At 75.0% G+C, this 14,822-nt stretch carries 15 protein-coding genes; 7 read left to right on the top strand and 8 right to left on the bottom strand.

Annotation, left to right across the window (positions count from 1 at the left end; translation table 11 throughout):
* The first annotated feature begins 42 nt into the window (after nt 1-42).
* A complete protein-coding gene (locus ACIQUR_RS16775; protein ID WP_403664619.1) occupies nt 43-963 on the top strand; it encodes an RNA polymerase sigma factor SigF in 921 nt (306 codons plus the stop codon).
* Here the strand turns inward: ACIQUR_RS16775 and ACIQUR_RS16770 are convergent.
* Genes ACIQUR_RS16770 through ACIQUR_RS16760 form a run of 3 tightly spaced genes read right to left on the bottom strand, consistent with a single transcriptional unit; the run spans nt 890 to nt 2,309 of the window.
* Nucleotides 890-1,555, bottom strand: a complete 666-nt coding sequence (locus ACIQUR_RS16770; protein WP_403664617.1) for an ATP-binding protein — start codon at nt 1,553-1,555, stop codon at nt 890-892. The genes ACIQUR_RS16775 and ACIQUR_RS16770 overlap by 74 nt on opposite strands.
* Complete coding sequence (locus ACIQUR_RS16765; RefSeq protein WP_403664615.1) at nt 1,548-1,952, bottom strand: STAS domain-containing protein; 405 nt, start codon at nt 1,950-1,952, stop codon at nt 1,548-1,550. The genes ACIQUR_RS16770 and ACIQUR_RS16765 overlap by 8 nt, the downstream gene beginning before the upstream one ends.
* Before the next feature lie 42 nt (nt 1,953-1,994).
* Nucleotides 1,995-2,309: a PRC-barrel domain containing protein gene (locus tag ACIQUR_RS16760; RefSeq protein WP_399943714.1), complete on the bottom strand. Its 315-nt coding sequence runs from the start codon at nt 2,307-2,309 to the stop codon at nt 1,995-1,997.
* Nucleotides 2,310-2,496: 187 nt separating this feature from the next.
* Here ACIQUR_RS16760 and ACIQUR_RS16755 point away from each other — a divergent pair, with 187 nt between their 5' ends.
* The 3 genes from ACIQUR_RS16755 (at nt 2,497) to pucL (ending at nt 5,829) form a co-directional block, all read left to right on the top strand.
* A complete protein-coding gene (locus tag ACIQUR_RS16755) occupies nt 2,497-3,237 on the top strand; it encodes an SDR family NAD(P)-dependent oxidoreductase (RefSeq protein WP_403664613.1) in 741 nt (246 codons plus the stop codon).
* Complete coding sequence (locus ACIQUR_RS16750) at nt 3,230-4,636, top strand: aspartate aminotransferase family protein (RefSeq protein WP_403664611.1); 1,407 nt, start codon at nt 3,230-3,232, stop codon at nt 4,634-4,636. The genes ACIQUR_RS16755 and ACIQUR_RS16750 overlap by 8 nt, the downstream gene beginning before the upstream one ends.
* Nucleotides 4,637-4,911: 275 nt before the next feature.
* Nucleotides 4,912-5,829: a factor-independent urate hydroxylase gene (gene pucL / locus ACIQUR_RS16745; protein ID WP_403664609.1), complete on the top strand. Its 918-nt coding sequence runs from the start codon at nt 4,912-4,914 to the stop codon at nt 5,827-5,829.
* 90 nt (nt 5,830-5,919) lie between these two features.
* On the opposite strand, the gene ACIQUR_RS16740 is transcribed toward pucL, so the two are convergent.
* Nucleotides 5,920-8,145 carry a SpoIIE family protein phosphatase gene (locus tag ACIQUR_RS16740; protein WP_403664607.1) on the bottom strand — a complete coding sequence of 742 codons (2,226 nt, stop codon included), beginning with the start codon at nt 8,143-8,145 and terminating at the stop codon, nt 5,920-5,922.
* A gap of 141 nt (nt 8,146-8,286) precedes the next feature.
* On the opposite strand from ACIQUR_RS16740, the gene ACIQUR_RS16735 reads away from it, so the two are divergent.
* Nucleotides 8,287-9,693, top strand: coding sequence for an FAD-dependent oxidoreductase (locus tag ACIQUR_RS16735; RefSeq protein ID WP_403664605.1), 1,407 nt, complete (start codon nt 8,287-8,289; stop codon nt 9,691-9,693).
* Between the two features lie 129 nt (nt 9,694-9,822).
* Here ACIQUR_RS16735 and ACIQUR_RS16730 read toward each other — a convergent pair whose 3' ends face one another.
* On the bottom strand, nt 9,823-10,296 hold the full coding sequence (locus ACIQUR_RS16730) for a MarR family winged helix-turn-helix transcriptional regulator (RefSeq protein ID WP_403664603.1): 474 nt from the start codon (nt 10,294-10,296) through the stop codon (nt 9,823-9,825).
* A gap of 94 nt (nt 10,297-10,390) precedes the next feature.
* Here ACIQUR_RS16730 and ACIQUR_RS16725 point away from each other — a divergent pair, with 94 nt between their 5' ends.
* Nucleotides 10,391-11,704 (top strand): multidrug effflux MFS transporter, encoded by a 1,314-nt coding sequence (locus ACIQUR_RS16725; RefSeq protein WP_403664601.1) that lies wholly within the window; start codon nt 10,391-10,393, stop codon nt 11,702-11,704.
* Here ACIQUR_RS16725 and ACIQUR_RS16720 read toward each other — a convergent pair.
* Entirely contained in the window at nt 11,668-12,531 is an 864-nt protein-coding gene (locus ACIQUR_RS16720; RefSeq protein WP_403664599.1) for a PaaX family transcriptional regulator C-terminal domain-containing protein, read from the bottom strand. The two genes, ACIQUR_RS16725 and ACIQUR_RS16720, sit on opposite strands and share 37 nt — an antisense overlap.
* Nucleotides 12,528-13,160 carry a GNAT family N-acetyltransferase gene (locus ACIQUR_RS16715; RefSeq protein ID WP_403664597.1) on the bottom strand — a complete coding sequence of 211 codons (633 nt, stop codon included), beginning with the start codon at nt 13,158-13,160 and terminating at the stop codon, nt 12,528-12,530. The genes ACIQUR_RS16720 and ACIQUR_RS16715 overlap by 4 nt, the downstream gene beginning before the upstream one ends.
* Before the next feature lie 127 nt (nt 13,161-13,287).
* Between ACIQUR_RS16715 and ACIQUR_RS16710 the strand changes: the two genes are divergently transcribed.
* Nucleotides 13,288-14,295, top strand: a complete 1,008-nt coding sequence (locus ACIQUR_RS16710; protein WP_403664595.1) for an alpha/beta hydrolase family protein — start codon at nt 13,288-13,290, stop codon at nt 14,293-14,295.
* Here the strand turns inward: ACIQUR_RS16710 and ACIQUR_RS16705 are convergent.
* Nucleotides 14,259-14,816 (bottom strand): DUF5994 family protein, encoded by a 558-nt coding sequence (locus ACIQUR_RS16705; RefSeq protein ID WP_403664593.1) that lies wholly within the window; start codon nt 14,814-14,816, stop codon nt 14,259-14,261. The genes ACIQUR_RS16710 and ACIQUR_RS16705 overlap by 37 nt on opposite strands.
* Between the last annotated feature and the right edge of the window lie 6 nt (nt 14,817-14,822).

Genomic DNA, 14,822 nt, shown 5'->3' with positions numbered 1-14,822 from the left:
CCGGTCGGAACTGCCGACCGCCGACCCCGTCGGAGGACCGCCATGCACAGCGCCGCACCACGCTCCGTCAAGGAGCCGCTCCCTCCCCGCCCCGGCACCGCGGCCGGGGAGGACGTCCCGAGGGAAGCCCTCGCCGGACTGTCCGCGGAGATCCCGGAGGATCCGCTGAAGGTCAGCACCGCTGACGCGCGGACCCTGTCGGTGGTGCTGTTCCGCCGCCTGGCGACGCTCATGGAGGGCACGCCCGAGTACTCGTACGTCCGCAACACCCTCGTCGAGCTCAACCTCAGCCTGGTGAAGTACGCGGCCCGCCGGTTCCGCGGCCGCAGCGAACCGCTGGAGGACATCATCCAGGTCGGCACCGTCGGCCTGATCAAGGCGATCAACCGCTACGACGTCGACCGCGGGGCCGAGTTCACCTCCTTCGCCCTGCCGACCATCACCGGGGAGATCAAGCGCTTCTTCCGGGACACCAGCTGGGCCGTACGGGTCCCGCGGCGCCTCCAGGAACTGCGCCTGGACCTGGCCAAGGCCTCCGACGAGCTGGAGCAGGACCTGGGCAGGGGCCCCACCGACGCGGAGCTGGCCGCGCGCCTCGGCGTGAGCGAGGACGAGCTCACCGAGGGCCGCCGGGCGGCCCAGGCGTACTCCACCCGCTCACTGGACGCCCCGGTGCAGGAGGACGCCGACCCGGGCACGGTCCAGCGGTCACTGGGCGAGGAGGAGGCGGCGTACGAGCGGATCGAGTGCCTGGAGGCGCTGAAGCCGCTGCTCGCCGAGCTCCCGGAGCGGGACCGGCAGATCCTGGCCCTGCGCTTCGGCGAGGAGCTGACCCAGGCCGAGATCGGGGCCCGGCTGGGCATCTCCCAGATGCACGTCTCGCGGCTCCTCAGCCGGACGCTGGGCGCGCTGCGTTCCGGCCTGCTGACGGATGACCCGCCGCCCCGGGACGACGCTCCGTGAGGCCCTCGGGCGCGCCGTCTCCGCGGCCGGGCCGGTCCGGGTGACCGCCCGGCCCGTGCGGTTCCTCCGCGGGGTCGCCGGGCGACCGGTGGCCGTCGCCCTCGTACCGCAGCGGTGACGGCACCTCCAGCCACACGGTCTTGCCGCTGCCGACGCGACGCCAGCCCCACTCGCGGGAGAGCCGCTGGAGCACGACGAGTCCGTGCCCGCCCGGCAGCGCCGGGTCCCCGGCCGGGCGGAGCCGCGGCGGCTCCGGGCTGCCGTCCGTCACCTCGACGCGCAGCCGTTCGGGGGTGTGGTGCAGGACCAGCTCACTGGGGCCGCCGGCGTGCATGCAGGCGTTGGTGACCACCTCGGAGACCAGTAGCAGCACGTCCTCGACCACGGCCCAGCGCTCCTCCTGCTCGGGGGGCAGGTCGGCGTACGCCGGTCCGTCGACCGACGGGATCCAGTGCCAGTCGGCGAGCGCCTCGCGGGTGAAGTCGCGGCAGCGGGTGACGACGCCCCGCGTGCCCCGGAGCACCAGCCGCCGGGTCTGCTCGCCGGGCCGGGCCGCCGGGGGTGGGCCCAGGGGAGAGTCCACATCACTCATCGCTGCCTCCCCGTCCGTCCGCCAGTGCCGTCGCCAGGTCGGCGTGCACCGGGAAGACCTGCTCCGCGCCGGTGATGCGGAACATCCGTGCCACCGGTCGCGGCAGTCCGGCCAGCTCCAGCCGGGCTCCGGCCTCCTCGGCCTCCAGTCTGCCGCGCAGCAGCACGTTCAGGCCGGTGGAATCGCAGAAGCTCAGCTCCGCGCAGTCCACCAGCAGGCGCGGCGCCCCGGTCCGCAGGGCGGCGGTCAGGGCCTCGCGCAGGGGCGCGGCCGTGTCGTGGTCGAGCTCTCCCGCCAGGGAGAGCACCACGGCCCCGTCCACGGGGCGCGACTCCACGGCGAAGCGTCCGCCGCTGCGCTTCTCCGGTTCCGGCCCTCCGGCCGCTGCCGACACCATGCCAAGCCCTCCCGCTCCGTCGTCCAGGTCCCGGGTCCAGGGTCACATGTGGCGGTTCGCGTAGTACTGCTCGACGAGACGGATGAAGGCCACGTCGTCGTCGTGCTGCCCGCTCTCGAAGTCGGGCGAGTCCTTGATCTCGTCCTTGGTCGCGGCCAGATGGACCGTCTGCGCCTCGTCGTCCACCCGCGCCACCAGGGTGGCGGGGACGACCACGCTCCTGCCGAAGATCCACGGTCCGGTGTCGATCACGACGAACTGCCGGCCGACGTACTCGGAGTGCCTGTCGATCTTCCCTATGTGTCCGTCGGATGCCTCGACCCGGTACCCGATGAGCTGGGCCATATCGGTGGCCATGGCGTCCTCCTTGCCCCGGTATGGAACCCGATACACCGCGCGGCTACCCCGGGGCCGGGGATCCCATTCGGGACCGCGGGTGCGGAACCCTGGGCTCCTCATTTCCGTTCCTCGGAATCAAACTTCCGTCTAGCGGTAGATGGACTATGCTTTCCCGCTCCATCCGGCACGACCATGGGAGCACTGCATGACCGAGAGCCGCGTCGCTCTGATCACCGGATCCTCCTCCGGGATCGGAGCCGCCGTCGCCCGGCGCCTGGCCTCCGCCGGCCTCCGGATCGTGGTCAACTCCGCCCGCAGCGAGGAGGCCGGCAAGGCCCTCGCCGCGGAACTCCCGGACGCGGTGTACGTACGCGGCGACGTGGCCGACGCGGAGGACGCGCGCCGCATCGTGGCCGCCGCGGTCGAGGCGTACGGGCGCCTGGACCTGCTCGTGAACAACGCCGGCACCACCCGCTTCATCCCCCTCGACGACCTGGACGGCGCCGACGCCGCCGCCTGGCGGGACATCTTCGGGGTCAACGTCATCGGTGCCTGGCAGATGAGCACCGCCGCCGCCCCGCACCTGCGCGCCTCCGGCGCCGGTGCGATCGTGAACGTCTCCTCGGTCTCGGCCACCCGCGCGCTCGGCAGCTCCGTCCCCTACGCCGTCAGCAAGGCCGCCCTCAACCACATGACCCGGCTGCTGGCCTCCCAGCTGGGCCCCGAGGTCCGGGTCAACGCCGTCGCCCCCGGCCTGATCGACACCCCCTGGTACGACGGGGCCGGCCAGGTCTGGGAGAGCTCCCGCGACTGGATCACCGAGAACACCCCGCTGCGCCGCGTCGGCACGCCCGAGGACGTGGCCGAGGCGGTCCGCTACCTGGCCGACGCCGCGTACACCACCGGCGACGTCCTCACCGTGGACGGCGGGCGGCACGTTGTCTGATCACACGCCCGCGTCCGGGCCCACGTCCGCGCCCGCGCCCGCGGCAGGGGCCGAGGCGCTGCGCGCCGAGCGCGACCGGGTCCGCGCCGCCGACCGGGCCCACGTCTTCCACTCCTGGTCCGCCCAGGCCCTCATCGACCCGCTGCCCATCGCCGGGGCCGAGGGCAGTCACCTCTGGGACTACGAGGGCAACCGCTACCTCGACTTCACCAGCGCCCTCGTCTACACGAACATCGGCTACCAGCACCCCAAGGTCGTCGCCGCGATCCAGGAGCAGGCCGGCCGGCTCTGCACGCTGGCCCCCGGTCTCGCCGTGGAGCCGCGCTCCGAGGCCGCCCGGCTCATCGCCGAGCGGACCCCCGGCGACCTCGACAGGATCTTCTTCACCAACGGCGGCGCCGAGGCAGTCGAGAACGCGGTCCGGATGGCCCGGCTGCACACCGGCCGCCCCAAGATCCTGAGCGCGTACCGCTCGTACCACGGCGCGACCGCCGGGGCCATCAACGTGACCGGCGACCCGCGGCGCTGGGGCTCCGACACCGGCACGGCCGGCACGGTCCACTTCTGGGGGCCGTTCCTCTACCGCTCGCCGTTCCACGCGGAGACCGAGCAGCAGGAGTGCGAGCGGGCCCTCGCACACCTGGAGGACACCATCGTCTTCGAGGGCCCGGCCACCATCGCCGCGATCGTGCTGGAGACCGTCCCCGGCTCCTCCGGCGTCCTCGTGCCGCCGCCCGGCTACCTGGCCGGCGTACGGCGGCTCTGCGACCGGTACGGGATCGTCTTCGTCCTCGACGAGGTCATGGCCGGCTTCGGCCGCACCGGTGCGTGGTTCGCCGCCGACCACTGGGAGGTCGTCCCGGACCTGCTGACCTTCGCCAAGGGCGTGAACTCCGGCTACGTCCCGCTGGGCGGCGTCGCGATCTCCGCCCGGATCGCGGAGACCTTCGCGACCCGCCCGTACCCCGGCGGGCTCACGTACTCCGGCCACCCGCTGGCCTGCGCGGCCGCCGTGGCGACGATCACCACCATGGCCGAGGAGGGCGTCGTCGAGCACGCCGCCCGCATCGGCGCCGAGGTGCTGGGCCCCGGGCTGCGCGAGCTGGCCGCCCGGCACCCGTCGGTCGGCGAGGTACGGGGCACCGGCGCCTTCTGGGCGCTGGAGTTCGTACGGAACCCCGAGACGCGGGAGCCGCTGGTGCCGTACGCGGCGACGGGCGAGGCCAACGCCCCGGTGAACGCCTTCGCCGCGGCCTGCCGCAAGCGCGGACTGTGGCCGCTGACCACGATGAACCGCACCCACATCGCCCCGCCCTGCACCATTTCCGAGGCGGAGGCGCGGACCGGCCTGGAGATCCTCGACGAGGCCCTGGCCGTCACGGACGCGCACGTGGACTGAGCGGCGGGCCCGCCCGCGCGGAGCGTCCCGGGGTGTCGGCGGTTCCGACGAGGAACCGCCCCCGCTCTCGGATGATCCGCGCGGGGACGAACCCCCCGCAAGCGTGTTGCAATCCGATGAACCACCTACGGACCGGGATGCACGTCAGTCCCGGGGCGGTCCCCCGGGACCGAACGGCGGGGGGCGACCGTCCGGGAATAAGGGCTCCGGGGCGGCCGCCGGACGCCGGGCGTACGGGATCCCATGGACTCCGCGTACCCGAAGGACACCAGCGCATGAGCAAGCACGTCCTGGCCCAGAACCAGTACGGCAAGGCCGAGAACCGCATCGTCAAGGTCACCCGCAAGGGCAGCGACGGTTCCTGGCACGAGATCCGCGACCTCAACGTCTCGGTGGCGCTCCGCGGCGAGTTCCGCGACGTGCACCTGACCGGTGACAACACCAACTGCCTGCCGACGGACACCACGAAGAACACCGTGTACGCCTTCGCCAAGGAGCACGGCGTGGAGTCCCCGGAGGCCTTCGGCATCCTGCTCGCCAAGCACTTCGTCTCCTCCCAGTCCCCGATCCGCGAGGCGCAGATCCGGATCGAGGAGTTCGCCTGGGACCGGATCCCCGTGCCGACCCGCAAGGAGCAGCACTCCTTCGTCCGCAAGGGCCAGGAGGTGCGCACCGCGCAGATCACGTACAGCGAGACCTCGGGCCTCCAGGTGATCTCCGGCCTGAAGGAGCTGACCGTGATGAACTCGACCGACTCGGAGTTCCACGGCTACATCAAGGACAGGTACACGACCCTCCAGGAGGCGTACGACCGCATCCTGGCCACCAAGGTCACCGCCCGCTGGGCGCACTCCCACCTGGCCGCCGACGAGGCCGGTCACGACTGGGACCGGTCGTACAGGAAGGTCCGCAAGCACATGCTGGAGGCCTTCGCGGAGACCTACTCGTACTCGCTCCAGCAGACCCTGAACCAGATGGCCGAGCGCGTGCTCGACCACTGCCCGCGGGTCAACGAGGTGCGCCTCAACCTGCCCAACAAGCACCACTTCCTGGTGGACCTGGAGCCCTTCGGCCTCAAGAACGACAACGAGGTCTACTACGCCGCCGACCGGATGTACGGCCTGATCGAGGGCACCATCCACCGCGACGGCGTCACCCCGGTCATCGCGACCAGCGACTGGATCACCGCCTGATCCGTCCCGGCCCGCCGCGGGCCGGCCCCGCCGGCCGGCCCGGTCGCGCGACCCGGTGCCGGCCCGGTGACGTGAGCGGGGGCCGGCCGGTCACGCGACCCGGACCACGACCAGGCTCGTGTCGTCGTCCGTGTCGCCGATGACCCCCGACATCAGGTGATCGGCCTGCTCGTCCGGGGGCCCCGGGCCCAGCCGCTCCGCCGTCCGCCGGAAGGCCTCCAGGCTGTCGTCGAGGCTCGTGTGCCGGCGCTCGACGAAGCCGTCCGTGTACAGCAGCAGGGTGTCCCCCGGCCGCAGCTGGGCCGTGGCCTCCTCGTACTCGGCCCCCGGCAGGGCGCCCAGCAGCACGTTGTGCGGCCCGGTGAGGAAGCGCGCCCGCCCCTTCCGCAGCAGCAGCGGCGGCGGGTGCCCCGCGCTCGTCCAGCACAGCGAGTGGTCCGCCGGGTCGAAGAGGGCGGCCAGCGCGGTGGCCGTGGGCTGACTGGAGGTGTGCAGGGTGACCTCGTTGAGCCAGCCCATCAGCCGCCCCGGCGCGCGTTCGGCGAAGGCCAGCCCGCGCAGCGCGCCCCGCAGGGCGATCATCGAGGTGGCGGACGTGATGCCGTGCCCGGCGATGTCGCCGACCGTGACCAGGATCTTCCCGCCCGGCAGCGTCTGGACGTCGTACCAGTCCCCGCCCACCCGGTACTCCTCCGTGGCCGGCCGGTACCGGGCGGCCACCTGGAGCCCGGGCACCGTCTCCAGGGTGGGCGTCTCGGGGACGATCGCGTGCTGGAGCCGGAGCACCAGCCGGTTGCGCAGCACGGCGTCCGCCTGGACGACGTTCAGCTGGTCGAACGTGGCGCTGAGGGCGACCTCGGTGTGGTGCTGGGCGGAGACGTCCTGGAAGACGCCCACCACACCGATCGGCACCCCGCCGCCGAGCACCGGTTCCGCCGCGATGCGGACGTGGCGCACACCGCCGTCACCGCGCACCACCCGGACCAGTGCGTGCCCGCCCTCGTGGCGTTTGGTCAGGGTGTCCAGCAGCTCCTCCAGCTCGGGCACGTCCTCCGGGTGCAGCAGCGGCGCGAGCGCCCTCAGCGGGACGGGCGGGTCGCCGGGCCGCAGGCCGAACACCGGGTACGCCTGCTCGCTCCACCGGGAGCCGCCGCCGACCAGGTCGTCCTCGAAGGAGGCCAGCCGCTCCAGGCGCCCGAGGGCCCGCGCCAGCGACGGTCCCCGGTCCTCCGTGGTCCGCCACAGCACCACGGAGCGTCCCTCGCCGATCGGCACCACCCGTACGGAGCCCATGGCGGCCTGCGTGCCGTCCGCCGGGAGCCGGGGGGCCGCCTGGGGGGCCGTGGTGGCGGCGGCGCGTTCGGCCAGGGCCAGCAGGCCGGCGTGGGTGTGCGGGAAGACCTGGGCGACCGGGCGCCCGAGGTGGCCGTCCCGGCCGAGGGACTTGAGGGCGGCCGGGTTGAGGTGCTCGACCACGCCCTCCGGCCCCAGTACCGCTCCCGGCCGCTCCAGCACGTCCAGCAGGGCGGTGACCACGGGCGGCGCGGCCGTCCCCGGCGCCGTGGCGTCCAGGACGTACGCCGCCGGCGCGCACAGGGCGGCCACGGTGCGCCGTACCTCCTCGGTCAGCTCTGCGGGCCCCGGCCAGACGGCCAGCGCGAGCCCGGTCACCTGCCCCTCGCGGGCGAGGGGCACCAGGGCCCGGGCGGCCTCCCGGGAGGTTCCGGGGAGGCGCTCGGCCCGGTCCGCCGGAGTCCCGCCCGGCAGCCAGGTCGGGGCGACCGACCGCAGCGCGCGGTGCAGGGGGCCCTCGCCCTCCGGCGGGACCCAGTGCCAGTGCTGCGCCTCCTGCGGGCCCGCCCCGGCCTGGCCGGCCAGCTCCAGGCAGTCGGTCGCGGTGCGGCGCCACAGGAACACCGCCCGGACGCCCAGGGCGCTCAGGCTGTTCTCCAGCAGTGCGGTCGCCGCGTCGGCGGCCGTGTCGTTGGAGAGCACCGCCGCCACACCGCGGCGCATCCGGCGGGCCTCCGCCGGCGGCGGTTCGGTGGACGCGGGCGGGACCCCGGGCGCGGCCGCGGGCGACCCGGCCGCGCCGTTGACGATGTCGGCGGCCATGTCGTCCAGGCCCAGGCCGGTGGACGCGGCCAGCCGCGTCAGGTGGTCCCCGGCCTCCGCCGGGGAGATCCGCAGCTGGCTGACGAGCACCCCGGTCGCCAGGTCGACGAGCCTGCGCCGGGCGCGGTCGGAGCGCATGGCGGCGAGTTCCGCCGTCAGCTCGGCGACCGCGGCCGCCAGCCCGCTCTCTGGGACCGACATCCCGGCTCCCCGGCTGGTCTCGGGCCCGCGTCCCCGGGTTGCCCGGTCCTCGGGTGCCCCGTCTCGGTGCTTTTCCGTGGCAATCCACCCACTACAGGTGCATATCGGATTCTACGGCGGGGGTGCGGGTACGTGCTGCTCATGAGCAGCGACATGGGGCACTCGTACTGGGTGTCGAGCACCCCGCGCACCGGCCATCCCGCCCTGGACCACGACCGCACGGCGGACGTCGCCGTCATCGGCGGGGGCATCGCCGGCCTCTGCACCGCCTGGGAACTGGCCCGGGCGGGGGCCGAGGTCGTCGTACTGGAGGGGGACCGCATCGTGCGCGGCGTCTCCGGCCACACCACGGGGAAGCTGACCGCGCTGCACGGCCTCACGTACGGCCGGGTGCGCAGGGAACACGGGGCCGAGGCCGCCGGGCTGTACGCGGCGGCCCAGCAGGACGCCATGGAGCGGGTCGCCGCGCTCTGCGCCGAGCTGGAGATCGACGCCGAACTGGAGCGCGCCCCGGCCTACACGTACGCCACGGACCCCGACGGCGTCGGCGAGCTGGAGCAGGAGGCGGAGGCGGCCCGCGAGGCCGGCCTCGACGCCGCGTTCGTGACGGAGACCGAGCTGCCCTTCGAGGTGGCGGGGGCGGTACGGGTGCCGGACCAGTACCAGTTCCACCCCCGGCGCTTCCTGCTCGGCCTGGCCGCCGCCCTCAGCGCCCGGGGCATGCGGATCTACGAGCACAGCAGGGTGGTGGAGGTGCACGAGCGGGCGCACTGCGTGCTGCGGCTGGAGAACGGGAGCACCGTCTCGGCCGGGGACGTGGTGGTGGCCACCGGCTTCCCGGTCACCGCGCACACCGCCCTGCTGGCCCGGCTGAGCGTGCGCCGGGAACTGGTGCTGGCCGCGCCGGTGGACGCGGACGGCGCGCCGCGGGGCATGTACCTCACGCCGGAGGACGGCGTCCGGTCGGTGCGGACGGCCCCGTACGAAGGGGGGCGCAGGCTCCTGGTGGTGACCGGCGAGGCCTTCGAGCCCGGCGCCCCGGACACGGACGCGCGGCTGGCCAGGCTGGCGGAGTGGGCGGCCCGCTTCGGCATCGCCGAGCCCTGGTACCGCTGGGCGGCGCAGGACGTGCACTCGGTGGACGGGCTGCCGCTCGTGGGTCACGAGCACCCCGACACCCAGCACGTGTTCGTCGCCACCGGCTTCGGGGGCTGGGGGCTGACCAACGGGGTGGCGGCGGGGCCGCTGCTGGCCGCGCACGTCACCGGGGCGCCGCGGCCGGCGTGGACGGAGCTGCTGGACCCGCGGCGGCGGCTGCCCTTCCGGGACGTGCCGTCGGTGCTGCGCTCCCAGGCTTCCGTGGCCCGGCACTACGTGGCCGGGCGGTCGCACGTACGGTGCCCGCACATGGGGTGTGAGCTGGGCTTCAACACCGCCGAGCGGACCTGGGAGTGCCCGTGCCACGGCTCCCGCTTCGCGGCCGACGGCTCGCTGCTCCAGGGGCCGGCGACGCGGGGGCTGGAGGAGGTGCCGGAGCCGCCGGAGTGATCGGGCGGAGGCCGGGTGGAGGGACCGCGACGTGCGGAGGGCGGGCGGGGGCCGGGCCGGGACGCGGGGAGGCCCCGGGTCGGGACGCGGGGAGGCCGGGTCGGGACGTGGGGAGGCCGGCCGGGGCCGTCAGAGCGCCGCGTCGAAGGCGGCCAGGTCCTCGATGAGCCGGGCGGTCAGCTCCGGCGGGAGGCGGCGGCCGAGGAGTTCTCGGAGCTGGGCGGCGTGCGCGTCCAGGGCGGCGTGCAGCTTCTCCCGGCCGAGCGGCGTGTGCCGGAGCAGGAACGCCCGGCCGTCGCAGGGGTCGGGCTCCCGGCTGACCAGGCCCTTGGCCAGCGCGCGGGCCACCAGGCGGGTCGTACCGCTGGAGGTGAGCCCGATCGCCTCGCCCAGCGGCGCCGCCTGGGCGGTGTGACCCGGCTGCTGCCACAGCCGCAGCAGCAGCTCGAACTCCGGCCCCTCCAGACCGGACGCGGCGGCCATCACGGGCCGGGTGCGGTTGTGCAGCAGGTGGACGACGCGGCTCAGGTGGCCCAGCAGGCGCACGCCGTCGGTCTCGGCGAGCCGGTCGATCTCCGTGCCGGGGGCGGTGGTCTCTCCCATGCGCCCATCCTCCGCCATCCGGGCACCCCGTCCGGAGACCGGCACCGGGCACACCCTTGAAAAACTACCTGCCTGCGCAGGTATATTTACGGGCATGAGTGTCATACGCCCCCGCTCGACCGGTCTACCGGGCTCCGGGGCCGACCCCGGAACCGACCCCGGAGCCGTCGTGGGAACCGGCCCCGGCCCCCGCGCCGAAGCCGCCGCGGCGGCCCGGCCTGCGGCCGGGCGACCGGCCGTACGCATGGTGCTCGTGCTCGGGGCGCTGTCCGCCTTCGGGCCGCTCAGCCTGGACATGTACCTCCCCGGCCTGCCCCAGCTCGCCGGGGAGTTCGGCGCGGCCGCCTCCGACGCCCAGCTCACCCTGACCGCCTGTCTGCTGGGCCTGGCCCTGGGCCAGCTCGCCGGCGGCCCGCTCGCGGACGCGTTCGGCCGCCGCCGCCCGCTGCTGTGGGGTCTGGCCGGCTACGCCCTCGCCTCGCTCCTGTGCGCCTTCGCCCCTTCCGTGGAGGCCCTCACCGGCCTCCGGTTCGTACAGGGCCTCGCGGGCGGCTTCGGCATCGTGATCTCCCGGGCCGTGGTCTCCGACCTGTACTCCGGCACCGCCGCCGCCCGGGTCTTCTCCCTGCTCATGGTGGTGAACGGCGCGGCGCCGATCCTGGCCCCGCTGGTCGGCGGCCAGATCCTGCGGCTCACCGACTGGCGCGGGGTGTTCGTCGCCCTCTCGCTGATCGGGACGGGCATCCTCGCCGGTGCGGCGCTCGTGCTCGGCGAGACCCTGCCGCCCGGAGCGCGGGCCGTCGGGGGACTGGGCCGGACCGTGCGCGGGTTCGGGGCGCTGCTGCGCGAACGCCGCTTCCTCGGCGTGACGTTCACCGGAGCCTTCGGCTTCGGCGCCCTGATGGCGTACATCGCCGGCTCGCCCTTCGTGCTCCAGCAGGTCTACGGGCTCAGCGCGCAGCAGTTCAGCCTGGTCTTCGGCGCCAACGCCCTCGGCATCGTGGCGACGGGCCGGCTCAACGCCCTCCTGCTGCGCCGCACTCCGGTGCGCAGGCTGGTCGGGTACGGGGTCGCGATGTGTGCCGCGGGGGCCGCGCTGCTGCTGGCCGCCGCGCTCGCCGGGCTCGGGCCGGCGGCCGTGCTGCCCGCCCTGCTGCTGGTCGTCTCCAGCATCGGGCTGCTGGGCCCCAACACCGCGGCCCTGGCCCTGGACGGGCGGCCGCGCACCGCCGGCACCGCCTCGGCGCTGCTGGGCCTGTGCCAGTACGCCCTGGGCGGGGTGGCCGCCCCGCTGGTGGGGCTGGGCGGGGCGGCCTCCGCGCTGCCGATGGCGCTGGTGATCGGCGTCTTCGCGGCCCTGGCCGTGCTGACCTACGCCGTGGTGGCGCCGCGCAGCGCGTCCGCGTAGAGGCCGAAGAGGCGAGGCTCCTCACCGCCGCCGGCCGCCAGCAGTTCCCAGGCGCGGGCGGTGAGGGCGCGGGCCCGGGCCCCGGGCCAGTGGGAGGGCAGCAGCTCCGGCGGCAGCAGCGGGTCGGGCTCCATGGCGCGGGTGAACTCCGCCGCCAGCCCCACGGCCGCGGTCAGCCGCTCGACTGGCTCCAGCGCCCCGGTGCGGGCCAGCCAGTGCCCGGCGAGCGCCGCCAGGGACTCGTACCGCCGGGCGATCTCCGCCAGGGGCCAGAGCGCGGCGGCCACCGCCACCGGGTCCGCCAGCTCGCCCACCCGGAGGTCGGTGCTGGTCAGCAGGGTGACGGCGGACCGGATGCCGAGCCGTTCGGCGGCGGGGGCGACGTACTCCTCGATGGCGTTGGCGGCGACGTACAGCCCGCCCTGGAGCGGCGCCGCGCCCAGGTGCAACAGGGTGTCGCGCAGCGCGTCGCGCGCCGCCCGGCGGGCCTCGGGCACGGCGAAGGCGGTCAGGTGCCAGCGGCCGTCCCAGGGTTCGAGGCCCCGGTCCTGGCGGTAGGCGTACGCGACGAACTCCGCGTCCGGCGCGAGCGCGCCCGTGCCGGGGTCGGCGACGGCCCGCAGCACGGCCTTGCGGCCGCGGCCCTCGTGGGTGAACGCGCCCTCCGCCACCAGCCGTTTGACACACAGCCTGACCTGCTGGTCGGTCATCCCGAGCGCGCCCGCGACCTCGTAGAGCTCCCCGGCGTCGACGCTGCCGTCGGCGCGCACCAGTGCGTGGACGAGCAGCCGGGTCGGGATCTCGGGGCGGGGCGCGTCGGGGGTCACGGGGCGGCTCCGGGGGTGATCGGGCGGTGCATGGTGGTCACGGCCGAGAATCCCATCAGCTCGCGCAGGAACGGCGTGCGCCGGGTGCCGACGGCGCGGAACCCCTCGCGTTCGTAGAGCGCGCGGGCGCGCGGGTTGTCGTCCACGACCTGGAGGCCGACGCGGGTGCAGCCCGCCTCGGCGGCGTACGCGCAGCAGGCGCGCAGCAGGGCGCCGCCGGTGCCGAGGCCGCGGAGCCGGGCGTCGACGGCCAGGCATTCCAGCACGAGTTCGCCCGGTGCCGCCGCCTGCTCCAGCAGGGCGAGCGCGGCCAGCCGGGGGAGGCCGCCGAGCCACCCGTACGCCCTCAGCACGTCCCCCGCTCCGGCGCGGCTCATGCCCCGGGTGCCGGTCTTGAGCCCGGCGACGCCGACGACGCGGCCGGCGGCGAGGGCGACCAGGGTGCGGCCGGGGTCCAGGTGCGCGGCGAGAAACGCCCGCCCCTGCTCCTCGGGCCCGAGTGCGGCCCCCAGCTTGCGCCCGAAGGCCTCCCAGTACAGCTCGGCGATCCGGTCCTCGGCCCCCTGGGGGATGCCGTGCCGTATCTCCACCCGCTCTCGCTCGCGCTCTCGCGCATCGGACTCCGTCATGCTATCAATCTTAATACGACCGATCTGAGAACGATAGTTTTAAACTGGATAGCAATAGGGGGTGGGGGCGATGACCCGACGATGGGGGAGCCCGGGCTCGCGAGTCCGGAGGTGGACACTCCGGACGGTGGTGGCCGTCCTGCTGGCGGCGGTGGGCCTGGCGGGGGCGGTGGTCCTGGGCAACAGCTACGACCTGCGCGAGGAGCGGGTCAGCCTGCGGGCCGGCGGCCGGAACCTGGACGCGGTGCTGGCCACCCCGGAGCACGGGAAGGGCCCCTTCGGACTGGTGGTGTTCGTCCACGGCGACGGCCCGGTCGACGCCACGCACGACGGCTTCTACCGGCCGCTGTGGGAGGCCTTCGCGCGCGCCGGGTACGCCTCGCTGTCCTGGAGCAAGCCGGGCGTCGGCGGCTCGGCGGGCGACTGGCTGGACCAGAGCATGGACGACCGGGCGGCCGAGACGGCCGACGCCGTCGCGTGGGCCCGTACCCGGCCCGGCATCGACGCCGGCCGCATCGGTCTGTGGGGCGCCAGCCAGGCGGGCTGGGTGCTGCCGAAGGTGGCCGCCCGCACCCCCGGCATCCGCTTCGTCATCGCGGTCTCGCCTGCCGTCAACTGGCTGCGCCAGGGCCGCTACAACACCCTGGCCGAGCTGCGCGACCGGGACGCCCCGCCGGAGGAGACCGCGGCGGCGCTGGCGCGGCGCGAGGCGGGGCTGCGCGTGCTGCGCGCCGGGGGCACGTACGAGCAGTACCGGGCGGCGGTGCCCGGCGAGGGGGCCATGACCGCGGCCCGCTGGCGCTTCGCCTCGCGCAACTGGACCTCCGACGCCACCGGGGACCTCCGCGCCCTGGCCGCCCGCCGCGTCCCGGTCCTCCTGGTCCTGGCCGGCCACGACCTCAACGTCGACGTACGGGAGACGGAAGCCGTCTACCGCCGCGAACTCCCGCCCGCCACCCTCCGCGTGGCCCACTACCCCGAGGCCACCCACGCCCTGGTCCACCCCTGGGTCGACCGCGACGGACTCCGCACCCTGGCCACGGCCCTCCTGGCCCCCCGCTCCCTCTTCGCCCCCTCCTTCCTCCCCGACCAGCAGTCCTACGTGGCGGAGTTCTCCCCACGGTGGTCCGCCTGACGGGGGGTGCGGGGCTGCATAAGGGCACCGCCGTCCGCCGAGGGGGCGGCCTCCCGGCCTCGGTGCGCCCCCGCGCGGTGACCGGCCCGGTGCGCCTTCCCGCTCTCGTCGGACATGAGCGTTTCGCTCGTGTGGAGGTTGCCGGGGGCCGACGCGGCGGCCATCAGGCGGGCGGCGGAGGCGGGTTCGGTCCCGGGCGGGATCACCAGCAGGTCGCAGCGGCCGAGGCGGCCGGACGAGAAGAGGATCATGGTGTCGCGGTCCTGTTCGGTGAACCAGCCGATGCGCAGGCCGAGCCCGTCGACCCGGACCCGGTACGAGGCGGCAGGCCACGGACCGGGGTTGGCGGTGATCCGCGTGATCGGTCCCCAACGTGCCCGGAGCGCGGCCACGAGGCGGGGCAGCTCGACGGCGAGGTCGTCCGAGTAGGGCCACCAGGCGCCGTCCAGCAGGCCGGACAGGGAAGTCGTCGGCGTCAGCGCCAGACGTGCCGGGAGGAAGGGATCGGTGAAGCCGGCCATGGCGTG

The sequence above is a fragment of the Streptomyces sp. NPDC101132 genome, from assembly GCF_044759225.1.
In the GTDB taxonomy this organism is placed as follows: Bacteria; Actinomycetota; Actinomycetes; order Streptomycetales; family Streptomycetaceae; genus Streptomyces.
This window is presented reverse-complemented; position numbering and strand designations above follow the sequence as displayed.